This is a genomic window from Azovibrio restrictus DSM 23866, from assembly GCF_000429665.1.
In the GTDB taxonomy this organism is placed as follows: domain Bacteria; phylum Pseudomonadota; class Gammaproteobacteria; order Burkholderiales; family Rhodocyclaceae; genus Azovibrio; species Azovibrio restrictus.
The window spans coordinates 26,181-46,834 of record NZ_AUCH01000008.1 but is presented as its reverse complement, the minus strand read 5'-3'; the positions used below and the strand labels follow the sequence as shown (position 1 = coordinate 46,834).

The following is a 20,654-nucleotide window of genomic DNA, read 5'->3' as shown; positions in this document are numbered from 1 at the left end:
TTTTGCCTAAGCCCTGTTTTTAGGCAGGGCAAGAAAAGTCCTTACGGGCGGGGCATTTAGCGTTTTCCTCCAGCCTCTATCCACAAAGTTATCCACAGCTTTTGGGGACAACTCAAAAAGTCCTGATACCCCCGATAGTTACAGGGGTTTTCCAAGAAGCCACTGGAAAGAAATTCGCTAAGCATGGCTATTGCCCGCGTCGCCCTGGACCTGCCCCTGCACCGCCTGTTCGACTACCTGGTCGAGGACGGGGAGCCCCTGGAGCCGGGCCTGCGCCTTCGGGTCCCCTTCGGCCGGGGCGAGAAGATCGGCATCCTGGTGGCCCTGCCGGACAGCAGCGAACTGCCTCCGGAGCAGTTGAAACCCGCCCTGGAGGTACTGCGCGACACCCCGCCCCTGCCCCCGGAGTTCTTCCGCCTGTGCGAGTTCGCCAGCAATTACTACCAGGCCCCCCAGGGGGAAGTGATGCTGCAGGCCCTGCCGCCCGGCCTGAAGAAACCCCGGGCCGCCAGGCGGCGCCAGCTGAAACCGAAAACCGGCAAGCCCGCCGCCGCACCGGCGCTGCCCGCGCTCAACCCGGAACAGGCCCAGGCCGTCGCCGCCGTATGCGCCAGCCAGGGTTACGCCCCCTTCCTGCTGCACGGGGTCACCGGCAGCGGCAAGACCGAGGTCTATCTGCGCCTCATCGCCGCCGCCCTGGAACAGGGGCGCCAGGCCCTGCTGCTGGTGCCGGAAATCAACCTCACCCCGCAGCTGGAAGCCCGCATCCGCAACCGTTTTCCCGGAGTGGCCGTGGCCATGCTGCACAGCGAGCTGGCCGAGGCGGCCCGGGAGCGGGAATGGAAGGCCGCCTTCCTGGGAGAAGCACGGATCGTGGTGGGCACCCGCCTGGCGGTGTTCACTCCCCTGCCGGAGCTGGGCCTGATCGTCATCGACGAGGAACACGACCCCTCCTACAAGCAGCAGGACGGCATGCGCTATTCGGCCCGGGACCTGGCCATCTACCGGGCCAGCAGCAGCCGCCTGCCCATCGTCCTGGGCTCCGCCACCCCCAGCCTGGAATCCTGGGCCCACGCCCAGAGCGGCCGCTACACCCTGCTGCGCCTGCAGGAGCGGGCCGTGACGGCCGCCCGCCTGCCCACCATCCGGCTGGTGGATACCCGGCGCATGAACCTGGACGGGGGGCTCAGCCCGCAACTGCTGGAAGCCATCAGGAAACGCCTGGAAGCCGGCGAACAGAGCCTGATCTTCCTCAACCGGCGGGGCTATGCCCCGGTGCTCTCCTGCACCGCCTGCGGCTGGGTCTCCCGTTGCAGCCGCTGCGCCGCCAACATGGTGGTGCACCTCAAGGACCAGCGCCTGCGCTGCCACCACTGCGGCTTCGAAGTCCGCATTCCCCGGGCCTGCCCCACCTGCGGCAACCAGGACATCCACCCCTTCGGCCGGGGCACCCAGCGCCTGGAAGCCTGGCTGGCGGAAACCTTTCCCCAGGCCCGCATCCTGCGGGTGGACCGGGACTCGGCCAAGAGCAGGAAGCAGTGGGAAGCCCTGCTGGAACAGATCCACGGGGGCGCGGCCGACATCCTGGTGGGCACCCAGATGCTGGCCAAGGGCCACGATTTTCCCCGGCTCACCCTGGTGGGTGCCGTGGGCGCCGACGCCGCCCTGTTCGCCGCCGACTGGCGCGCGCCGGAACGGCTGTTCGCCCAGCTGATGCAGGTGGCCGGCCGGGCCGGCCGGGCCGACCTGCCCGGGGAAGTGATCATCCAGACCGAATACCCGGACCAGCCCCTCTACGGCGCCCTGCAGGCCCACGACTACCCCCGCTACGCCGCCACCCTGCTCGAACAGCGGCGCCAGGCCGGCTTTCCCCCCTACACCTTCCAGGCCATGCTGCGTGCCGAAGCCCCCCACATGGCAGACGCCATCGCCTTCCTCCAGGCCGCCAGCGGACTCCTGCCCCCGGAACACTACCCGGATGTGCTGCTCTACGACCCGGTGCCCATGCGCCTGTCCCGCCTGTGGAGCCTGGAACGGGCCCAACTGCTGGTGGAATCCCCGGCCCGGCCCCAGCTGCAGGCCTTCCTCAGTGCCTGGCGCCCGGGCCTGGAAAGCATCAAGGGCCCCAGCCGCCTGCGCTGGCACCTGGAAGTGGACCCGCTGGAGTTCTGAGGGGGAAACCTCCCTCAGCAGCGGAAACGGCGCACCATGGCGCTCAGCTCCGCCGAAATCTTTTCCAGCTCCGTGGCCGTATCGGCGGTGGACTGCATGGCCGCGGTGGTTTCATCCACCATCGTGGCAATCGCCTCGACCTCCTGGGCGATGGCGTTGCTGGACTGGCTCTGCTCGGTCGTGGCCTCGGCCACTTCCCGCACACTGAGCAGCGTCGATTGGGCGCCATCCTTGATCTGCTGCAGGGACTCGGCAGCCTCCCCGGCGGCACGCACCCCAGCCTCGATCTGGGGCAGGACCGCGCCCATGACCCCCACCACCTCCACCGTGTCGTTCTGGATGCCGGTAATCATCTGCTCGATCTCTATCGTCGCCGCCGAGGTCCGCTCGGCCAGCTTGCGCACTTCATCCGCCACCACCGCAAAACCCCGGCCCTGCTCACCGGCCCGCGCCGCCTCGATGGCCGCATTGAGGGCCAGCAGATTGGTCTGGCCGGCGATGTCCTTGATCACGCTGGCGATGGAAGAGATCCGGTTGGCCCCATCCTCCAGTTTTCCGATCCGGTCCGAGGCATCGCTGACGGTCCGGGCGATGGCGTTGATTCCCTGACTGGCCGCCTGAATCCGGGCAAAGCCCTCCTCCGACAAGGCGACCGAGCTGGAGGAACTGGCCTGGGTATCCCGGGCACGATCGGAAATGTGATTGATGCTGACGGTCATCTCTTCAATCGCGGCCGCCATCGACGAGGTGGCTTCAGACTGCCGCTGGGAGGCGATGGCCACCTCCCGGGAGGCATTGCCGATCTGTTCCGCCCCCGAGGCAAGCCGCAGCGAGCCCTGGCCGATTTCCCCCACCATCTGCCGGATCGAGCCGAGCATGGCTGCGGCGGAATCCATGATGCTGCCCTTGGCCGTGGATTGCACATCCACGGTCAGGTCCCCGGCAGCGGCCCGGGACATGAGCGCTATGGCCGTGGCCGGCTCGCCCCCCAGCTGCATGACGATGCTGCGCGACACCATGACCAGAACCGCCGCCACCACCGCCAGTATCAGGAACGACAGCAAGCCGTAGCGTAGTGCGGCCTGCTTCACCATCTCATCAACGTCATCGACGTAAACCCCGGTGCCGATGATCCATTGCCACTCGGGAACGCTCAGGAGATAGGCCCGCTTCGGCTTGGGCTCGGTCTGCCCGGCCCGGGGAAACCAGTAATCCGTGTAGCCCTGGCCCGGCCCCTTGCCGATCTCGACAAACCGGTCCCAGAGCTTGAAGCCCTTCTTGTCGGTATTGCCGAGCATCACCTGGCCTTCGATCTTGGGCGCCCCCGCCACCATCAGGGCCCGCCCCTCGTAGTCGTAGATGAAGAAGTAGTCATCCGCCCCGAAGCGGGGGCTGCGCAGCGCCTCCCGGGCCTGGAGCTGGGCTTCTTCCCGGGAGAGCTTCTGCCCGGCTTCCAGTTTCTGATAGTGGGCGACGATGCCTCTGGAGACCTCGACGAGGTTCCTGATCCGCACATCATGGGCCGCCAGTGCATCCGTGCGGATCTGCCACAGGGTGTAGCCGGCACTCAAGACCAGCCCTAGAAGAACGATGAGTCCTGACACCACCAGCCTGGTACGGACCCGCATCTGAGCAAAAGAGGGCATCGTCAATCTCCTGAAAAACGGACTTTTCCTTGGAAGGCGAAGGGCACGGACGAGAAAATATCCTGCTGCGGCGGCAGCCAGAAATATTCTATTGGCAAGTTTAGGACCGAAGCGCCGGAATTGGTATCAGGGAATCCTGATTTGCAGCTGGACGGCAGACAGACCCGGCCCCCACTGACCCCACTGGCAGGCGCCTCAATCCCCAACCCCGAGCGCCTGCGCCAGGAAGGAGCAGCGCAGAAACGCTGGCGGAACCGCCCCGGCGGACCGGCCCGATACAGGCCCGATGCCAGCTTGATATGCCCCACGATACGCGGCAGGATGCCAGTCTCCATCACCCGCGGCTGACACCATGCAATTCGGTTACACCATCATCTACGTGGAGGATGTCCGGGAATCCCTGGCGTTCTTCGAACAGGCCTTCGGCCTGCAGGCCAGGTTCATCGACCCCACCGGCTGTTACGGCGAGCTGGATACCGGCGCCACCGCCCTGGCCTTTGCCGCCCACTCCCTGATGGCGGACCTGCTTCCAGAAGGCTATCGCGCCGCTCGGGAAGGGTCGCAACCCCTGGGTGTGGAAATCGGTCTGTTCACCGACGATGTGGAAGGGGCCTACCGCCGGGCCCTGGCCTGCGGCGCCATCGGGCTGACCGCCCCCCGGGACACGCCCTGGGGCCAGCGGGTCTCCTTCATCCGCTGCCCGGATGGCACCCTGGTAGAAATCTGCACCACCACCAAACGCTGAGTTCCCCACCATGCCTGCGTTCAATAGCAAATCCCGGCCGCGCCGCCTGCTTTCCCTCCTGATCCTGGCCGTCGGCCTGCTGGGCCTGAACGGCCCGGGCCTGGCCCGGGAAGAGCTGCAACAGGTGGGGGAATGGATGGCCCATTACTACGAGCACCCGGACCCCGGGAAGCTGCCCGCCTGGGTGAAGGACGCGGCGGCAGCAGGCGCCTTCGACAAGCCCTCGGCCCGCTTCCCGCTGATGATCTTCATCTCCCGCCTGATCCAGGACAACCCGGAGCGGGGTCTGCCCTGGTGCCGGGAGCTGTCTGCCCTGCCCTCCGCCCACAAGGCCTACCTGGGCTGGGCCTTCCGCAACGCCGGGAGCCCGGTCCAGGAGGAATGCATAGGGAAGATCCTGGGCCTGGACGAAGCGGACAGGCAGAAGGTCCTGGGCGCCAGGCTCCATGATCCCCTGGCCCGCAACCCCGAGCACCCGGGCGACCTGGACATGCTCTGGGCCACCTTCATGGCCACCGGTGCCGAGCTGCCGGTCGAACGCATCATCGGAGTCCTGGGCCTGCCCGACCCGGAGCGGGGGGCCCCGGATAGCGTCCGCATCCTGCTGTTGAAGGGCGCCGCCAGGTGGTCCCTGAGCGCCAACATCCGCCAGCATCGGCGCGTGGCCGAGATCGCCGAGGCCCGCCGGACACAGGCTTCGGGGCAGCTGCGCCAGACGCTGGACGAAATCCTGGCCGAAACCGGGAACCCGCCCTAGCCGGCCCCCCCAGGCCCGTCAGGCCCCCACAGCCAGGCGGCGCCCCGGACCCCGGAGGAATCCCCGTGCCGGGGCGGCACCAGACGGGTGCTGACGCTGTCGGAAAAGACCGCCGCCCCCCACAGACGGGGCACCCGTTCGTAGAGCCGGGCCAGCCGGGAGAGGCCGCCGCCCAGGACGATCACGTCCGGGTCCACGATGTTGATGACCCCGGCCAGGGCCCGGGCCAGACGCGCCTCGTAGCGCTGCAGGGTGGCTTCGCAGGCCGGGTGGCCCGCGGCGGCACCGGCCACGATCTGCTCCGGGCTCAGGGCTGGATTGCCGGCCCGCTGATGGTCCGCCGCCAGACCGGGGCCGCTCAGCCAGGTTTCGACGCAGCCCCGGCGGCCGCAGTAGCAGGGCGGCGCCTCCGTTTCCCCCGGCAGGGGGTTGTGCCCCCACTCGCCGGCAATGGCGTTGGCACCCGGCCAGACTTGCCCGTTCCAGACCAGGCCGCCCCCGACGCCGGTGCCCAGGATCACCCCGAACACCAGCCGCGCTCCCGCCGCCGCCCCATCTGCGGCTTCGGACAGGGTGAAGCAGTTGGCGTCGTTGGCCAGCCGCACGGGGCGCTCCAGGCAGTTTTCCAGGTCCTGCTGCAGGGGCTTGCCGATCAGGCAGACGGAGTTGGCATTCTTGACGAGGCCGGTGGCCAGTGACAGGGCGCCGGGTATGCCCACCCCCACCGAACCCCGGCAGCCCAGCTCCCCTTCCGCCTGCCGCACCAGGGTGGTGATGGCGCCCAGGGTGGCCGGGTAATCCCCCTGGGGGGTGGCGATCCGGCGGCGCAGCAGCTCCCTGCCGTCGGCGCCCAGGGCCAGCACCTCGATCTTGGTGCCGCCCAGGTCTATGCCCAGGCGCATGGTTCAGACCCGCACGGCCACGCTCTTGACGGTGCCGTGGGTGGAGGTGAAGCTGCGCAGCACGCTGCCGCCGGCTTCGAACAGCAGGGTCACCAGGTTGCGTTCGGTATAGAGACAGACGGGGCCGTCGATGTTGTAACAGCGGGCCTGGGCCGGTGCCAGATGGGCGAAGCGCTGCTCCACCTCCTGCTCGTAGTCCGCGTAGCCCTCGCCCAGGGCGGAGTGCAGGCCGTAGGCGGAGATGAAGAGCTTGCCGCCGATGCGCAGGGAACGGAGCAGGGCGCGCACCACCTGGCGGGCTTCCGGGTAGGGCAGGCGGTGAATACCGTGATGGCAGAACACCAGGTCGAAGGGTCCTTCCGGCAGACGCCCGCCGCCCAGTTCGCAGGCCAGGAAATCCACCTGGTCTGCCAGCCCCTCGGCCAGGGCCCGGCCGCGCACGCTGGCCTCCCGCCCGGCCTGATCCGCAGCCAGCACCTGGGCCCCCAGGCGGGCCATGGCCGCCGCGTGGCGGCCATCCCCGGCGGGCAGGTCCAGGACCTGCGGCGCAGCACTGACCCGCACCCGCCGGGCAATCTCCTGCAGGATCAATTGCTCCAGCTCATCGGCGACCACGGGTACGAAATTATTATTGAAATGTGGATCCATCATGCCTCCCCCCAAGCATAGTGGGCCATTCTGCATCAGGGTCCGGCAAGCTTCAAGGGAATCACCTACACTCACATGCTTACTTCAGGAGGGCAGACCATGTTGGTGAAATTCATATCCAGCGAGACCGGGGAAATGGTGATGATGGCCGACGTGGCCCGTCCCCTGCTCCAGGCCATGGGCAAGGAATGCCTGGCCCGGGGCGTGATCACCCAGGGGGAAATGCTGCTGGCGGCACAAGCCCTGGAACGTCACGTGGAACAGGGCAGCGCCGGGGAACAGCTGCCCGATGAGGAAGAAGAAGCGGAGATTCCGCCCATGGCCCGCCCGGTGGGCCTGAAGCAGCGGGCCTGGCCCCTGATCAACATGCTGCGGCGCACGGCCGCCGCCCGGAAGGAAAGCCGCATCCTCTGGGAAGCCGCCGCCGATTTCGCAACCGATCCCCGGGCCTGAACGGCGGCAAACCCCGCCAGGCCAGACTCAGAACAGTTCCACCTCGGCCCGGCCGTCGTTGCCGGTCCGGGTCAGCACGGTGTCCTTGTAGTGGGCCACGGCCTCGGCCACGGACATGCCCCCCATCACCGAAGCGAACATGATGCGCTCCTCCTCGGTGGTGTAACGGCTGCGGATTTCCTCCTGCAGCGCCTCCCAGGCCTGGAGCGCACCCCGCTGCCCGGCATCGGCCAACAGGGCCGCCAGGTGGTCCAGGCCGTGTTCCACGTGTTCCAGCCGCTGCGCCAGGCGGTCGTAGAACTGCAGGGCCACCAGGGCTTCGTCCATGGCGCTGCTCACCTGATGCATTTCCGCCCCCAGGGCCTCGTCCCCGGCACTGGCCTGGAGCCGGGATTCCAGCCGCTGCAGCCGCTCCGCCATGGTGCCGAAGGCCCCCATCAGGGCTTCCACGGACAGGTTGCTGTCACGCATGGCCACATGTATCTGGGCTGCCGCCAGTTCCAGCATCTGCACGGTCTGACGCACCTGGCACCAGGGTTCCCCGGTGCAGCAGGGCGCCAGCTGCCGGCCCAGATGGGCGTCGATGGCGGCAAAGGTCTGCTCCAGGGTCTGGACGAAGGCCGCCAGGGGCGCCTCGCCCGGGTCTCCCGCGCCAGCCAGCTGCTCCAGCTCCCGGGCCGCGGCGGCCAACCGTACGGCCCCCAGGGAAGCCGCCACGCCGGCCAGCCGGTGCCCGATCTGGAGCAGTCCGGGCCAGTCGGCCTCCGCCCGGGCCGTCAGGGCCAGGGTGCCGGCCTGGCGATGGGGCTCGGCCTGCTCCAGCAGGCGGCGGTACAGGTCGGTCTTGCCGCGAATGCGGCCCAGGGCGGCTTCCGTATCCAGCAGGGGCAGGGCTTCGTTCATGGGGCGCTCCGGGCCAGGGTTTCCAGTTTTTCCACCACATCGGACAGGTCCGCCTCAATGTCCTCGGCTTCGTCGAACAGTTCCAGGGCCTCGCTGGTGGCCAGCTGCACCTTCTCGGCGATCATGGCCTCCTGCTCCGGGGTCAGGCCCAGGACCGCAAAGGCGTGTTCCAGCTGGGCCATGAGATCGAGCATGATGCTGCGGGTCTGTTCCCGGTTGCGGCCGAGAAAGCGGGTGAGCTGCTGGGCCGAGTCGCGGATGCCCCCCAGCACGTGCTCGATGCCATGCTGCTGCCGGTTGAGGGTCGCCGCAGCATCGAGGCCGGCCACCCGGGCATCGGCCGCTTCCACCAGCAGAGCCAGGTGGTCGCGCAGGCGCCCCACCTTGTCCGGGTCGTCCAGGGGCAGGTTCTGCACCAGCAGGGAGGCATGTTCGTAGTTGAGCACGGCCCGGGAGCGGAACTCCACGATGCGGCCCATGTGGCGCATGTTTTCCAGGATGGAGACTTCCAGGGGCCGCCCGGGCTCCCCGTCGTTGGTGAGGCTGACGCAGCCCGCCGCCCCCCGCACCTGCACGCCGCCCCGCAGGCCGTAGGCCCCCATGGACTGGATCAGGGCCCGGGCCAGGCTGTCATAGTCGTTGCAGGCAAAGCTGGCGCGCATGAATTCCAGCACCGCGCCCAGCTCCCCCATGGTGGACATGGCGGAAAAGGCGGCTTGCTGGGCAGCGCTGGACATGGCCGCCAGGTCCTGCTGACGCCGCTGCTGGCGCAGGATCAGCTCCACCTTGTGACGCAGCTCGTCATCGGCCACCGGCTTCAACAGAAAATCGTCGCCCCCGGCCTTGTAGGCGGCAATGCGGGCTTCCGGGGTGTCGTGGATGGAGACGAACATCACCGGCACGTCGGCGTGCTCGAACCCGGCCCGCAGGCGGCGGCAGGTCTCGTAGCCATCCAGTCCCGGCATCTCGATGTCGAGCAGCACCAGATCCCAGGGCCCCGGGGCTGCCAGGAAGGCTTCACCGTCGGCAAACAGGGCCGGGGCATGGGATTCCGCCAGCAGTTCCTGGAGCAGGAGCCCCAGGACGGGATCGTCTTCCACTATGGCGATGCGGGCCGTCATTGCGCGTCTCCCAGTTCGAATACCACGTAGTGCTTGCGCACTGCCTCGTGCACGGTGAATACCCCGGTGAAGCCGGCGGGTATCACCCCGCCCTCCCCGGCCCGGAAATGCACGGCCAGGCCGGATTCATCCGCTATGCTCAGCCGTCCTTCCAGGACATGGAAATATTCCGCCTTGCCGGCGGCAAAGGCAATACGCCAGCGCCCGGGTTCGCAGCACCACTCCCCGGCACTCAGGGCGCCGCTGGCGTGGGTGTAGAAATTGCGGGTCAGGCGGGCCGGGTTGTGGGCCGAGAGCAGCCGCTCCGGGCGGGGATGGTCCAGGCTGGCTTCGGCCTGGGCCGTGGAGAAATGGATGATGGCCGTCATGCCGGGCTCCCCAGCCAGGCCCGGCGCCGGGCGGCACCGCCCCGGAGCGGCGTCAGCACGGCTTTTTCCGCCGGCGGCGCCTGGGGCACCAGGGGGGTGACGGCGAGCAGGTCGTGGCGGAAGTAGTGGCAGCTGACCGGCTCCCCGGGCGTCAGGCCCGCCAGCAGGGTGTCCAGGTTCTGCCGGGTGACCCGGCCGCCGCCCAGGGCCACCAGGATGTCCCCCGCCGCCAGCCCGGCCTGCTCGGCGGGGGAGCCGGACAGCACATGGCTCACCCGGGCTTCGCCGGTTTCGCTGCCCAGGCGCAGCCCCAGCCAGGGCAGGCGGGTTTCCGCCTCCCAGTCTAGGCGGACGCCGAAGCGGCCCAGGTGCCGGGCCAGGGGCAGCTCTTCGGTACCGCTCACCGCAGCCCGCAGCCAGCGCCCCAGGGCCGGGCCGCCCAGGGCCGCCACCCGGGCAAAGATTTCCTCCTCCTCCAGACCCCGGCCGGCGCCGCAATCCCGCCACAGTTCCTGCATCAGGGTGTCCAGACTGCAGGTCCCGCCGCTGCCGTGGCGCAGGGCCAGGTCCAGGCACAGGGCCACCAGGGCGCCCTTGGTGTAGTAGCTGACCACGGCATTGGGGGTGTTCTCGTCCTGGCGGTAGTACTTGATCCAGGCGTCGAAGGAAGAGTCGGCCAGGCTCTGGACCCGGCGCCCGGGCCCCTTCTGGACCTGGGTCAGGGTCTTGCCCAGCAGGCCCAGGTAGGCGGTTTCGGAAATCACCCCGGACCGCACCAAGCACAGGTCGTCGTAGTAGGAAGTGAAGCCTTCGAACAGCCACAGCAGCCGGGTATAGGCCTCGCTGCCCAGGTCCTGGTCCAGGAAGGCCGCCGGACGGATGCGCTTCACGTTCCAGCGGTGGAAATACTCATGGCTGCACAGCCCCAGGAAGCGCACGTAGCCTTCCGGGTAGTCCCCGTCGGCCAGCCCCGGCGGCGGCAGGTCGCTGCGGTCGCAGATCAGGGCGGTGGAACTGCGGTGCTCCAGCCCCCCGTAGCCGGAGCCCACGGCCATGACCAGGAACAGGTAGGGCTCCTCCAGCCGGGGCGGACCGTACAGTTCCATCTGCCAGCAGCACAGGGTTTCCAGGTCCCGGGCCAGGCGCTCCCGGTGGAAACGGGACTGGCCGGTGAGCACCAGATGGTGGGGTACGCCACAGACGCTGAAATCCACCCGCTCGAAGCGGCCCATCTCCATGGGGTGATCCACCAGGTCCTCGTAGCTGTCGGCCCGGTAGCGGCCGAATCCCCAGGGGGCAGCCCCGTCCCGGGGCAGGGAGGTGGCCAGCTGCCAGTCCTGGTAGTCCTCCCCCGGCGGCGGTTCGATGTGCACCTGGCAGGGCAGCTGTTCCAGCCCCCGGGGGCGCAGGAACAGGCTGGTGCCGTTGCAGAAGGCGTGGCTGCGGTCCAGATGGGCGGCCCGCACCGAGAGATCCCAGGCATAGACCTGGTAGCTCACGGTCAGGGGGCCCTGACAGGGGGCGGCCCGCCAGCTGGCCTTGTCCAGTTTTTCCAGAGTCACGGGCCGGCCGTTGGCTTCGGCCCGGATGCTGACGATGTGGCGGGCGAACTCCCGGATCATGTAGCTGCCGGGAATCCAGGCAGGCAGGGTGAACACCTGCCCCTCCGGGTGCGGCTGCCTGACCTCGCAACACACGTCGAACAGATGGGCTTCGGGGTGCCGGGGGCAGAGATGGTAGGCAACGGAGGACGACATGGGGCGCAGAAAGTCCGAAAGAGAAGGGTCGAGGATATGCGTGCCTGAGGGGCTGGCCGGCGCGGCGCCGGCGGGAAGGCCCGATTTTACCCGGGGCCCTCAGGGCTGACGCGGGTCTGCGGGTAAGGGCGGGGCGTCCGCCCCAGGGGCGGCGGGGGCCGGCGTCTTGCTCGAGCGGGGGCCCCGGGCTTCCTTCTCCGCCACCCGGCGGGCGTGGTCGGCCTGTTTCTTTTCCTGCCGGGCGCGCCGTTCGGCCGCCTTGCGCTCCCCTTCGGCCGCCTTGGCTTCCTTTTCCGCCAGACGCCGCTGGCGCAGGGCTTCCCGTTCCTGCTGCTCCGCATCCCGCAGCTTCTGGCGCCGGGCCAGCTCCTCGGCCTGGCTGGCCGCATCCGCATCCCGCTGCTGCTGTTTCAGGTCCCGTTCCTCGACCCGGGCCTGGTATTCCAGCTCCCGGCCTTCGGCGTCCAGGCGCCGGGCTTCCTGCACCTGCTCCAGGTGCCGGGCCTTGGCCTGGTTGCGACAGTCATTGACCAGCAGCCGGCTGGCGCAGGCCTGCTCTTCCTCGGCCAGAATCCGGTCGGCCTGCTGCCGCAGTTCGGCAGCCTGCTGCTGCAGGGCCTGGCCCCGGGCCAGGGTGGCGGCGCCTTCCGGTCCGAGCCGGGATGCGTCGGCCAGGGCAAGCTGGGGCAGGAGCAGCCCGAGCAGAAGGCTCAGGGGGATAGCCAGGGTCTTGGGTCGATGTTCCATTTGCTGAAATCCTCGTGGCCCACCACCCGGTCCTGGCTTCTGGCCAGATCGACGGTTTCCGGGGGCAGGTAATGGTGCTGGCCCCCATGGTAAATCACCTGCACCACCGGATGCAGCAGATCATGCTCGTTCTGCTCCCGCACCACGGCCAGACGGCCGCTCTCCAGACGCACCAGGGAACCGGTGGGGTAGATGCCGATGGCGCGGATGAAGTTGTGCACCAGCCGGGGCTCGAAGTGGTGGCTGCTCCACTCCAGGAGCTTCTTCAGGGCTTCCGAGGGCGGCATGCCCTTGTGGTACACCCGGTCCGAAGAGATGGCGTCGTAGACATCCACGATGGCAGCCATCTGGCCGTAGAGGGAGATGCCATCCCCCAGGAGGCCGTTGGGGTAGCCGCTGCCATCGTAGCGCTCATGGTGCTGGCCGGCCACCTGCAGGGCCGTGGGGGAAACCCCCTCCGTGTGCTGCAGCAGGATGATGCTCTGCACCACATGGTTCTTCATCTGGGTGAACTCGGCTTCGGTGAGCCGGGCCGGCTTGTTGAGGATGGCTTCCGGCACCCTGGCCTTGCCCACGTCGTGTAGCAGGGCCCCCAGAGCGATTTCCCGGATCGTCTCGCGGGGCAGCTCCAACCCCCGGGAAAAGGCCACCATCAGGGCGCAGACGCTGACCGAGTGTTCGAAGGTGTAGCTGTCATGCTGCTTCAGGCCGGCCAGGGGCAGGAGGGCGTTCTGGTTGGCGAAGATGGAATCCACCATGGTTTCCACCAGGGGTTCCACTTTATCCAGCTCGATCTGGGCCCCCAGGCGGATGTCGCTGAGCAGGTGGCGGACGATGCGGTTGGCTTCCGTATGCAGCTTGCGGGCCCGGGGCGCCTCCTCCGCCAGGGCCGTCTGGCGGGGCTTTTCCGGCTGTCGGGTGGCGATGTCCACCATGCGCTGCTGCAATTCCGCCTGGACCTCCTCCCGGGTGGGGGCGTGGGCCACGTCCAGCCCCCGCTCCGTGTCGATGTAGAGCTCCCGGATGCCCTGGGCGCGGATCTTCGCCACCTTCTCCTCGTCCTCGACGGCGAAGCTGTTGGTCAGGAAGGGATGATCCATCCAGCCGCAGTTGAGATCGTGGATGTACATGCCGGGAATCAGGTCTGCGACGGATATCTTCTTGATCATCGGGGAAGGCCTGGGGCGCTGGGCGTCGATACCGGAGTCCTATGATAGCCCATGGCCGGACTATAATCCGCCGCTTCCCCCCGCACCCGTTCGACCATGATCGCCCTGAAACAACTGACCCTCGCCCGCGCCGGCAACCCCCTGATCGAAGGGGCGGACCTGCAGATCCACCCGGGCTGGCGGGTAGGCCTGGTGGGTGCCAACGGCGCCGGCAAATCCAGCCTGTTCGCCCTGCTGGCCGGGGAGCTGCACGCGGAAAACGGCGACCTGTTCATGCCCCCCAACTGGTCCCTGGCCCGGGTCAGCCAGGAGACGCCGGCCCTGCCCGACGGGGCCCTGGATTTCGTCCTGGACGGGGATACGGAGCTGCGCCGCCTGGAGCGGGAAATCGCCGCCGCCGAAGCCGCCGGGGACGGGGAACTGATCGGCCAGCTGCATGCCCGCTACGGGGACATCGGCGGCTACGCGGCCAAGGCCCGGGCTGCCGAGGTGCTGCACGGCCTGGGCTTTGCGGACGCGGATTTCCACAGGCCCGTGGCGGAATTTTCCGGCGGCTGGCGGGTGCGCCTCAACCTGGCCCGGGCCCTGTCCTGCCGGGCCGACCTGCTGCTCCTGGACGAACCTACCAACCACCTGGACCTGGATGCGGTGCTGTGGCTGGAGGCCTGGCTCAAGAACACCCCCAGCACCCTGATCCTGATTTCCCACGACCGGGATTTCCTGGACGCGGTGGTGGGCCACATCATGGCCATCGAACAGCAGCGCCTGACCCTGTACACGGGCGGCTATTCCGACTACGAAAACGCCCGGGCCGCCCGCCTGGCGGTGCAGCAATCCACCTTCGAAGCCCAGCAGCGCCAGATCGCCCACCTGCAGAAGTTCATCGACCGCTTCAAGGCCAAGGCCACCAAGGCCCGCCAGGCCCAGAGCCGGGTCAAGGCCCTGGCCCGGATGGAGGTGGTGGCCGCCGCCCACGTGGATTCCCCCTTCAATTTCAGTTTCCGCACCCCGGCCAACCTGCCCGACCCCCTGCTGGTGGTGCACCAGGGCGAGGCCGGCTACAACGGCCGGCCCCTGCTGCAGAAGCTGGAAATGACTCTGCGTCCCGGCTGCCGCATCGGCCTCCTGGGGCGTAACGGCGCGGGCAAATCCACCCTGATCAAGCTCCTGGCCGGGGAAATTCCCCTCCTGGCGGGGGAGCGCAAGGAAGCCAAGGCCCTCGCCATCGGCTACTTCGCCCAGCACCAGCTGGAACAGCTGCGTCCGGACGAATCACCCCTGCAGCACCTGCAGCGCCAGGAACCGGAAACCCCGGAACAGGCCCTGCGCGACTACCTGGGCGGTTTCGATTTCCGCGGCGACATGGCCACCCGGCCCGTGGGCCCCTTCTCCGGCGGCGAGAAATCCCGCCTGGCCCTGGCCCTCCTGATCCGCCACCAGCCCAACCTGCTGCTCCTGGACGAGCCCACCAACCACCTGGACCTGGAGATGCGCGAGGCCATCTGTTTCGCCCTGCAGGAATACGAAGGCGGCGTGGTGCTGGTCTCCCACGACCGGCACCTGCTGCGCACCGTGGCCGACGAGCTGTGGCTGGTCAATGACGGCCGGGCCAGCCTGTTCGACGGGGACCTGGACGATTACGCCGGCTGGCTGGCCGCCTGCCGGGCCGCCGAAAAGGTACCGGAAGCCTCGGTCCAGGAACAGAAGGCCGAGCGCAAGCAGAAGCGGGAGGAGGAAGCCGCCGCCCGCCAGGAACTGCTGCGCCAGCGCCGCCCCCTGGTGAAGGAGCTGGAGCAGCTGGACAAGCAGCTGGCGGTGCTGGGGGAGGAAGCGGAAACCCTGGAAACCACCCTGGCCGACCCGGCCCTCTACGCCCCGGGCGCCGACCGGCAGCGCCTGGAACAGCTCACCCGGCGCCAGAGCGAGCTGCGGGAAACCCTGGAAGCGGCCGAACTGCGCTGGCTGGAAGTGCACGAAGCCCTGGAGGCCCTGCCAGCGCCGGAACGCTGAAATGCACTACCAGGGCTAAAGCCCGAGAAAGCTGCTAGCGAGCTGCCAGAGCCTTTTCAATTTTCTTATCGGTCTTGTACTGCCCCAGGGAGTACACCGCCCAAATGGCTGCAGGCAACCAGCCTATCAAGGTGAGCTGCAAAATCAGGCAGAAAATGCCTGCAACTGGCCGGCCAATGGTGAAAAACGCCATGAAGGGAAGAAAGATGGCGAGCAGAAGGCGCATGACCCATTCCTTTTGAGCAAAAAAATAGTCGTTCAGCATAAAGCACTTTGCAAAAACTAGCCATGGCATGTGATCCCCATAGTCCCGGAATTTCGTGCAAATCGGGTAGAATCCCGCCTTTATTTGTCTGATTACAGGGAGTTTGTCGTGCGTATCGTCTGTCTTGACCTGGAAGGTGTGCTGGTACCGGAAATCTGGATCGAATTCGCCGAGCGCACCGGTATTCCGGAACTGCGCCGCACCACCCGGGATGAGCCCGATTACGACAAGCTCATGACCTTCCGCCTCAACCTGCTGCGGGAAAAGAAGCTGGGCCTGCCCGACATCCAGAAAGTGATCGCCGAGATGGGACCCATGCCCGGTGCCCGGGAGTTCGTGGACGGTCTGCGGGAAACCTACCAGGTAATCATCCTCTCCGACACCTTCTACGAATTCGCCCATCCCCTGATGCGCCAGCTGGGCTGGCCCACCCTGTTCTGCCACAGTCTGGAAGCCGATGCCCAGGGCTTCCTGGTCAATTACCACCTGCGCATGTCGAACCAGAAGCAGGAAGCCGTGCAACGCTTCAAGGAACTGAACTTCAAGGTGGTGGCTGCTGGCGATTCCTACAACGATACCGCCATGCTGGGCGAAGCCCACGGGGGCATCTTGTTCCACCCCCCCGAGAACGTGATCCGGGAATTCCCCCAGTTCCCGGTCACCCGGGACTACGCCGCCCTGCGCGCCGAAATCGACAAGGCCTTCGCCAAAGCCTGATGGGCTTTGGCCGTCGAGGGCGAGGCTCCGCGTCCCCCGCTCTCGACTCCCCACTCTCCACTCTCGACTGACCCTAAATGCACCGCAGCCGCTTCTATACCCTTTCCGCCTCCTGCCCAGACCAGGTGGGGATCATCGCCAAGGTCTCCGGTTTCATTGCCGAGCACGGGGGCTGGATTCTCGAATCCAGCTACCACGCCGATGCCGTCACCGGGCAGTACTTCATGCGTCTGGAGATCAAGGCCGATTCCCTGCCCTTCCTGCTGGCCGAGTTCCGGGAGCGTTTCCGCAGCGCCATCGCCGAACCCCTGCAGATGGACTGGCAGATCAACGACAGCGCCGTGAAGAAGCGGGTGGTGGTCCTGGTCTCCAAGCAGGAACACTGCCTCTACGACCTGCTGGCCCGCTGGCAGTCCAAGGAACTGGACATCGAGATTCCCTGCGTCATTTCCAACCACGACACCTTCCGGGGCTTCGTGGAATGGCACGGCATTCCCTTCCACCACGTGCCGGTGACGGCGGACAACAAGAGCGCCGCCTACGCGGAAGTGCAGCGCATCTTCGAGGACGTGCGCGGCGACTGCATGGTGCTGGCCCGCTACATGCAGATCCTGTCGCCGGAACTGTGCGCTGCCTACCCGCGCCGCATCCTCAACATCCACCACAGCTTCCTGCCCAGCTTCGTCGGCGCCAAGCCCTATCACCAGGCCTACGAACGGGGCGTGAAGCTGATCGGCGCCACCTGCCACTACGTCACCGCCGACCTGGATCAGGGGCCCATCATCGACCAGGACGTGATCCGCATCGACCACTCGGACTCCCCCGAGGACATGGTGCGCTACGGCAAGGACATCGAGAAGACCGTGCTGGCCCGGGGCCTGCGCTACCACCTGGAAGACCGGGTGCTGGTGCATGGCAACAAGACCGTGGTGTTCCGCTGAGGCCCCGGCCTCCCGCCAGACAACGCCGGGCCTGACCCGGCGTTTTTCATTCCGGGTAGAAATGTAGCGGCGCGGCCTGGACCGGCAGCCAGTGGGTGAGCAGATGCCGGCCGGGCTGCCAGTCGTGCAGCAGGAACCCGCCGGGCTCCAGGGTATAGGCCAGGGCTCTGGGCCCCAGGGCAATCTGATGGGCCGGCGAAGGTGCCACCCGGGCCGGCACACCGTGAAACTGGGTCGCCACCTGGCGGTGCACATGCCCGCAGAGCAGGCCTTCGGCGGCGCCGGCCAGCCACTGGCCGAAGGCTTCCAGGCTGCCCCGGCAGGCGATGGCATCCATGCCGGGAATCCCCACGGGAAAGGGCGGATGGTGCATGGCTACCAGGAGCGGCCCGCCGGCAGCAGCCTCCAAGGCAGCAAGGGTGGAAGCATCCACCTGGCCCCACTCCCGCCCGGGCACCGAGCTGTCGAGCAGCAGCAGAGAACCCTGGGACAGGGGCAGCCGCAGCACCGGACCCTGCCAGGCGGCGAACTGCTCGGGAAACCCCCGGCCCAGGGTGGCACGGCAATCATGGTTGCCCGGCAGCAGCGCCACCGGCACCGGCAGATCCGCCAGGGCCTGGCGCAGGAAAAGATAGGCCTCCGCCTCGCCCCCCTCGGCCAGATCGCCGCTGATCAGCAGCAGTTCCACGGACAGGGGCAGGTCCCGCAGCCGGGCCAGGGCGGCCAGGAAGGCGGCACGGGTATCCACCTGCCCGTACAGGGCCTGGCCCTCCCGGGTCAGGTGCAGGTCGGAAAAATGAGCGATCCACATGCCGCCATCTTAACCCGGCAGTGGACAAAAAAAGGGCGCCACAAGGGCGCCCAAAGGAGAGAGAAGATTGTGGCTTAGTGGTGGTAGGCGGTTTCGCCGTGGGAGGTGACGTCCAGACCTTCCCGTTCTTCTTCTTCCGGCACCCGCAGGCCCACGAACAGATCCACCAGCTTGAAGGCCACGACGGCGACCACGGCAGACCAGACGATCGTCAGGCCCACACCGGTGAGCTGCACCATGACCTGGGCACCGATGGAGTAGCCGTCGGCAACCTTGTTGGCCACGTAGTCCCAGACACCGGAGCCACCCAGAGCGGGGTCGGCGAACACGCCGGTCAGGACGGCACCCAGGATGCCCCCCACGCCATGCACACCGAACACGTCCAGGGAGTCATCGGCACCCAGCATCCGCTTCAGGCCATTGACGCCCCACAGGCAGACCACGCCAGCCAGCAGGCCGATCACGATGGCACCGATCACACCCACGAAACCGGCAGCGGGGGTGATGGCCACCAGGCCGGCCACGGCGCCGGAAGCGGCACCCAGCATGGAGGGCTTACCCTTCAGCATCCATTCGGCCAGCATCCAGGAGAGGGTGGCGCAGGCAGTGGCAACCCAGGTGGTGACCATGGCGCTGGCGGCCACGCCGTTGGCTTCCAGGGAGGAGCCGGCGTTGAAACCGAACCAGCCGAACCACAGCAGGGAAGCACCGATCATGGTGAAGGTCAGGCTGTGGGGGGCCATGGATTCACGGCCGTAACCGATACGCTTGCCCACCAGGAAGGCACCCACCAGACCGGCAACAGCGGCGTTGATGTGCACCACGGTGCCACCGGCGAAGTCCAGGGCGCCCTTCTGGAACAGGAAGCCAGCAGTCGCACCAGCAGCTTCGGCGGCGGCGGCATCCACATAGGCATCAGGACCGGCCCAGTACCAGACCATGTGTGCCATGGGCAGGTAGGAGAAGGTGAACCAGATCACCATGAACAGCAGCACGGCGGAGAAGCGGATGCGTTCGGCAAAGGCCCCCACGATCAGGCCGCAGGTAATGGCCGCGAAAGCGCCCTGGAAGATCACGAAGGCGAACTCGGAGGTGTAGATGCCCTTGGAGAAGGTGGCCCCCAGGGAATCGACCGTCACGCCTTTGAGGAACAGCTTGTCCAGGGTCCCGAAGAAGGCGTTGCCTTCCGTGAAGGCCATGGAGTAGCCGTAGACCACCCAGAGCACGCTGATCAGGCTGAAGGTCACGAAGACCTGCATGAGCACCGACAGCATGTTCTTGGAACGGACCAGGCCGCCGTAGAACAGGGCCAGGCCGGGGATGGACATCAGGATCACCAGGGCGGCGCAGACCATCACCCAGGCGTTATCCACCTTGCTCAGCACGGGGGCCGGGGCGGCCGCAGCAGGAGTCTCGGCGGCGGCAGGAGCGGCAACTTCGGGAGCCGCAACCGGGGCGGCAGCGGGGGCCGCCGCAGCTTCGACAACAGGCTCGGCCGGCTTGGCTTCTTCAGCCCAGGCGGGGGCGCCCAGGGTGACGGCGCCCAGGAGCGCGAGGAGTGCAAACAGTCGTTTCATGATGGGACTCTCCTTAGAGGGCGTCTTCACCGGTTTCACCGGTGCGGATACGGATGACCTGTTCCAGATCGGAGACGAAGATCTTGCCGTCGCCGATCTTGCCGGTGCTGGCGGACTTTTCGATGGCCTCGATGACCTGGTCCAGCAGCTCGTTCTTGATGGCAGCCTCGATTTTCACCTTGGGCAGAAAATCGACCACGTACTCGGCGCCGCGATACAGCTCCGTGTGCCCCTTTTGCCGGCCGAAGCCCTTAACCTCGGTAACGGTGATGCCTTGCACGCCGATGGCGGACAGGGCTTCACGCACTTCGTCAAGCTTGAACGGCTTGATGATGGCGGTTACGAATTTCATGGGTAGTTTCCTCGCTAAAAAATTGCTTTTTCCTTTCGCCCCCTCCGGCCGGAACGGAAGCGAAACTGCTGTAAAGCATTGAAAAGAATCTTGCAGCACAGCAATAGCAGAGACTGTGCCAGAAGCAGAAACCGCTTTTAATCATAGGTTTAGCAGATAGGTCGGGAACCCGCAAAAGGGCTTTGCACCACTGCGGTGCGCCCCTCCGGGGTGGCGCACCATATCGAACGGCCGGCACCCTCCGGTGCAGCCGGCACGGATCAGGCCAGGCCCGCATCCGCTTCCCCACGCCCCAGGCCCGACTTTCACGGTAAACTCGGGCCTGATTAGAGGAGGGCAGACCCCATGTTCGATCCCAAGGTTCTCGAAGACTTCAGCAACAAGATCAGCGCCCTGATCGCCGCCAGCCCGGCCAAGGATGTGGAAAAGAATGTGCGGGCCCTGATGGGCAGCTTCTTTACCAAGATGGATCTGGTGACCCGGGAAGAGTTCGACATCCAGGCCCAGGTCCTGGCCCGCACCCGGGAAAAACTCCAGGCCCTGGAAGCACGGCTGGAAACCCTGGAAAAGGCCCAGCGGGAAGACTGACCTTC

At 67.2% G+C, this 20,654-nt stretch carries 21 protein-coding genes; 8 read left to right on the top strand and 13 right to left on the bottom strand.

Annotated features, from left to right (window positions below):
• Positions 1-183 precede the first annotated feature (183 nt).
• On the top strand, positions 184-2,172 hold the full coding sequence (locus tag G474_RS0109525) for a primosomal protein N' (protein WP_026686767.1): 1,989 nt from the start codon (positions 184-186) through the stop codon (positions 2,170-2,172).
• A 14-nt stretch (positions 2,173-2,186) separates the two neighbouring features.
• On the opposite strand, the gene G474_RS0109520 is transcribed toward G474_RS0109525, so the two are convergent.
• Positions 2,187-3,818 carry a methyl-accepting chemotaxis protein gene (locus tag G474_RS0109520; protein WP_084513693.1) on the bottom strand — a complete coding sequence of 544 codons (1,632 nt, stop codon included), beginning with the start codon at positions 3,816-3,818 and terminating at the stop codon, positions 2,187-2,189.
• Between the two features lie 352 nt (positions 3,819-4,170).
• Here G474_RS0109520 and G474_RS0109515 point away from each other — a divergent pair, with 352 nt between their 5' ends.
• Positions 4,171-4,563: a VOC family protein gene (locus G474_RS0109515; RefSeq protein ID WP_026686765.1), complete on the top strand. Its 393-nt coding sequence runs from the start codon at positions 4,171-4,173 to the stop codon at positions 4,561-4,563.
• Between the two features lie 10 nt (positions 4,564-4,573).
• On the top strand, positions 4,574-5,320 hold the full coding sequence (locus G474_RS0109510; protein ID WP_026686764.1) for a hypothetical protein: 747 nt from the start codon (positions 4,574-4,576) through the stop codon (positions 5,318-5,320).
• Here the strand turns inward: G474_RS0109510 and G474_RS0109505 are convergent.
• Together G474_RS0109505 and G474_RS0109500 are read right to left on the bottom strand one after the other, a co-directional pair.
• Positions 5,317-6,222, bottom strand: coding sequence for an ROK family protein (locus G474_RS0109505; RefSeq protein WP_026686763.1), 906 nt, complete (start codon positions 6,220-6,222; stop codon positions 5,317-5,319). The two genes, G474_RS0109510 and G474_RS0109505, sit on opposite strands and share 4 nt — an antisense overlap.
• A 3-nt stretch (positions 6,223-6,225) precedes the next feature.
• On the bottom strand, positions 6,226-6,873 hold the full coding sequence (locus G474_RS0109500; protein WP_043463931.1) for a class I SAM-dependent methyltransferase: 648 nt from the start codon (positions 6,871-6,873) through the stop codon (positions 6,226-6,228).
• A gap of 96 nt (positions 6,874-6,969) precedes the next feature.
• Here G474_RS0109500 and G474_RS0109495 point away from each other — a divergent pair, with 96 nt between their 5' ends.
• The gene (locus G474_RS0109495; RefSeq protein WP_026686761.1) at positions 6,970-7,323 is read left to right on the top strand and encodes a DUF1840 domain-containing protein; all 354 of its coding nucleotides are present in this window, start codon (positions 6,970-6,972) and stop codon (positions 7,321-7,323) included.
• Positions 7,324-7,350: 27 nt separating this feature from the next.
• Here the strand turns inward: G474_RS0109495 and G474_RS0109490 are convergent, their stop codons facing one another.
• The 6 genes from G474_RS0109490 to G474_RS0109465 all read right to left on the bottom strand — a co-directional run bounded on the left by G474_RS0109490 (position 7,351) and on the right by G474_RS0109465 (position 13,388).
• Positions 7,351-8,226 carry an Hpt domain-containing protein gene (locus G474_RS0109490; RefSeq protein WP_026686760.1) on the bottom strand — a complete coding sequence of 292 codons (876 nt, stop codon included), beginning with the start codon at positions 8,224-8,226 and terminating at the stop codon, positions 7,351-7,353.
• Positions 8,223-9,347: a response regulator gene (locus G474_RS0109485; protein WP_026686759.1), complete on the bottom strand. Its 1,125-nt coding sequence runs from the start codon at positions 9,345-9,347 to the stop codon at positions 8,223-8,225. The genes G474_RS0109490 and G474_RS0109485 overlap by 4 nt, the downstream gene beginning before the upstream one ends.
• The gene (locus G474_RS0109480) at positions 9,344-9,715 is read right to left on the bottom strand and encodes a cupin domain-containing protein (protein WP_026686758.1); all 372 of its coding nucleotides are present in this window, start codon (positions 9,713-9,715) and stop codon (positions 9,344-9,346) included. Before G474_RS0109480 ends, G474_RS0109485 begins: the two co-directional genes overlap by 4 nt.
• The gene (locus G474_RS0109475) at positions 9,712-11,472 is read right to left on the bottom strand and encodes a M61 family metallopeptidase (protein ID WP_051282191.1); all 1,761 of its coding nucleotides are present in this window, start codon (positions 11,470-11,472) and stop codon (positions 9,712-9,714) included. The genes G474_RS0109480 and G474_RS0109475 overlap by 4 nt, the downstream gene beginning before the upstream one ends.
• A 99-nt stretch (positions 11,473-11,571) precedes the next feature.
• Positions 11,572-12,219: a hypothetical protein gene (locus tag G474_RS0109470; RefSeq protein ID WP_026686756.1), complete on the bottom strand. Its 648-nt coding sequence runs from the start codon at positions 12,217-12,219 to the stop codon at positions 11,572-11,574.
• Positions 12,183-13,388, bottom strand: a complete 1,206-nt coding sequence (locus tag G474_RS0109465) for an HD-GYP domain-containing protein (RefSeq protein ID WP_026686755.1) — start codon at positions 13,386-13,388, stop codon at positions 12,183-12,185. Before G474_RS0109465 ends, G474_RS0109470 begins: the two co-directional genes overlap by 37 nt.
• 96 nt (positions 13,389-13,484) lie before the next feature.
• Between G474_RS0109465 and G474_RS0109460 the strand changes: the two genes are divergently transcribed.
• Positions 13,485-15,398: an ATP-binding cassette domain-containing protein gene (locus tag G474_RS0109460; RefSeq protein ID WP_026686754.1), complete on the top strand. Its 1,914-nt coding sequence runs from the start codon at positions 13,485-13,487 to the stop codon at positions 15,396-15,398.
• A 34-nt stretch (positions 15,399-15,432) separates the two neighbouring features.
• Here G474_RS0109460 and G474_RS0109455 read toward each other — a convergent pair whose 3' ends face one another.
• Positions 15,433-15,663: a YqaE/Pmp3 family membrane protein gene (locus G474_RS0109455; RefSeq protein WP_211228093.1), complete on the bottom strand. Its 231-nt coding sequence runs from the start codon at positions 15,661-15,663 to the stop codon at positions 15,433-15,435.
• Positions 15,664-15,771: 108 nt separating this feature from the next.
• On the opposite strand from G474_RS0109455, the gene thrH reads away from it, so the two are divergent.
• Positions 15,772-16,380, top strand: a complete 609-nt coding sequence (gene thrH, locus G474_RS0109450; protein WP_026686752.1) for a bifunctional phosphoserine phosphatase/homoserine phosphotransferase ThrH — start codon at positions 15,772-15,774, stop codon at positions 16,378-16,380.
• 77 nt (positions 16,381-16,457) lie between these two features.
• On the top strand, positions 16,458-17,321 hold the full coding sequence (purU, locus tag G474_RS0109445; protein ID WP_026686751.1) for a formyltetrahydrofolate deformylase: 864 nt from the start codon (positions 16,458-16,460) through the stop codon (positions 17,319-17,321).
• Between the two features lie 46 nt (positions 17,322-17,367).
• Here the strand turns inward: purU and G474_RS0109440 are convergent, their stop codons facing one another.
• From G474_RS0109440 to glnK, 3 genes are all read right to left on the bottom strand, one after another.
• Positions 17,368-18,132: a metallophosphoesterase gene (locus G474_RS0109440; RefSeq protein ID WP_026686750.1), complete on the bottom strand. Its 765-nt coding sequence runs from the start codon at positions 18,130-18,132 to the stop codon at positions 17,368-17,370.
• Positions 18,133-18,206: 74 nt separating this feature from the next.
• Complete coding sequence (locus G474_RS0109435; protein ID WP_026686749.1) at positions 18,207-19,709, bottom strand: ammonium transporter; 1,503 nt, start codon at positions 19,707-19,709, stop codon at positions 18,207-18,209.
• A gap of 13 nt (positions 19,710-19,722) precedes the next feature.
• Positions 19,723-20,061, bottom strand: coding sequence for a P-II family nitrogen regulator (glnK, locus tag G474_RS0109430; protein ID WP_026686748.1), 339 nt, complete (start codon positions 20,059-20,061; stop codon positions 19,723-19,725).
• Between the two features lie 345 nt (positions 20,062-20,406).
• Here glnK and G474_RS0109425 point away from each other — a divergent pair, with 345 nt between their 5' ends.
• Positions 20,407-20,649, top strand: coding sequence for an accessory factor UbiK family protein (locus G474_RS0109425; protein ID WP_026686747.1), 243 nt, complete (start codon positions 20,407-20,409; stop codon positions 20,647-20,649).
• The last annotated feature ends 5 nt before the right edge of the window (positions 20,650-20,654 follow it).

Excerpts from the sequence above, each read along its gene's own strand:
- G474_RS0109525 (WP_026686767.1), top strand. The coding sequence starts at position 184 with ATGGCTATTGCCCGCGTCGCCCTGGACCTGCCCCTGCACCGCCTGTTC.
- G474_RS0109520 (WP_084513693.1), bottom strand. The coding sequence starts at position 3,818 with ATGCCCTCTTTTGCTCAGATGCGGGTCCGTACCAGGCTGGTGGTGTCA.
- G474_RS0109515 (WP_026686765.1), top strand. The coding sequence starts at position 4,171 with ATGCAATTCGGTTACACCATCATCTACGTGGAGGATGTCCGGGAATCC.
- G474_RS0109510 (WP_026686764.1), top strand. The coding sequence starts at position 4,574 with ATGCCTGCGTTCAATAGCAAATCCCGGCCGCGCCGCCTGCTTTCCCTC.
- G474_RS0109505 (WP_026686763.1), bottom strand. The coding sequence starts at position 6,222 with ATGCGCCTGGGCATAGACCTGGGCGGCACCAAGATCGAGGTGCTGGCC.
- G474_RS0109500 (WP_043463931.1), bottom strand. The coding sequence starts at position 6,873 with ATGATGGATCCACATTTCAATAATAATTTCGTACCCGTGGTCGCCGAT.
- G474_RS0109495 (WP_026686761.1), top strand. The coding sequence starts at position 6,970 with ATGTTGGTGAAATTCATATCCAGCGAGACCGGGGAAATGGTGATGATG.
- G474_RS0109490 (WP_026686760.1), bottom strand. The coding sequence starts at position 8,226 with ATGAACGAAGCCCTGCCCCTGCTGGATACGGAAGCCGCCCTGGGCCGC.
- G474_RS0109485 (WP_026686759.1), bottom strand. The coding sequence starts at position 9,347 with ATGACGGCCCGCATCGCCATAGTGGAAGACGATCCCGTCCTGGGGCTC.
- G474_RS0109480 (WP_026686758.1), bottom strand. The coding sequence starts at position 9,715 with ATGACGGCCATCATCCATTTCTCCACGGCCCAGGCCGAAGCCAGCCTG.
- G474_RS0109475 (WP_051282191.1), bottom strand. The coding sequence starts at position 11,472 with ATGTCGTCCTCCGTTGCCTACCATCTCTGCCCCCGGCACCCCGAAGCC.
- G474_RS0109470 (WP_026686756.1), bottom strand. The coding sequence starts at position 12,219 with ATGGAACATCGACCCAAGACCCTGGCTATCCCCCTGAGCCTTCTGCTC.
- G474_RS0109465 (WP_026686755.1), bottom strand. The coding sequence starts at position 13,388 with ATGATCAAGAAGATATCCGTCGCAGACCTGATTCCCGGCATGTACATC.
- G474_RS0109460 (WP_026686754.1), top strand. The coding sequence starts at position 13,485 with ATGATCGCCCTGAAACAACTGACCCTCGCCCGCGCCGGCAACCCCCTG.
- G474_RS0109455 (WP_211228093.1), bottom strand. The coding sequence starts at position 15,663 with ATGCTGAACGACTATTTTTTTGCTCAAAAGGAATGGGTCATGCGCCTT.
- purU (WP_026686751.1), top strand. The coding sequence starts at position 16,458 with ATGCACCGCAGCCGCTTCTATACCCTTTCCGCCTCCTGCCCAGACCAG.
- G474_RS0109440 (WP_026686750.1), bottom strand. The coding sequence starts at position 18,132 with ATGTGGATCGCTCATTTTTCCGACCTGCACCTGACCCGGGAGGGCCAG.
- G474_RS0109435 (WP_026686749.1), bottom strand. The coding sequence starts at position 19,709 with ATGAAACGACTGTTTGCACTCCTCGCGCTCCTGGGCGCCGTCACCCTG.
- glnK (WP_026686748.1), bottom strand. The coding sequence starts at position 20,061 with ATGAAATTCGTAACCGCCATCATCAAGCCGTTCAAGCTTGACGAAGTG.
- G474_RS0109425 (WP_026686747.1), top strand. The coding sequence starts at position 20,407 with ATGTTCGATCCCAAGGTTCTCGAAGACTTCAGCAACAAGATCAGCGCC.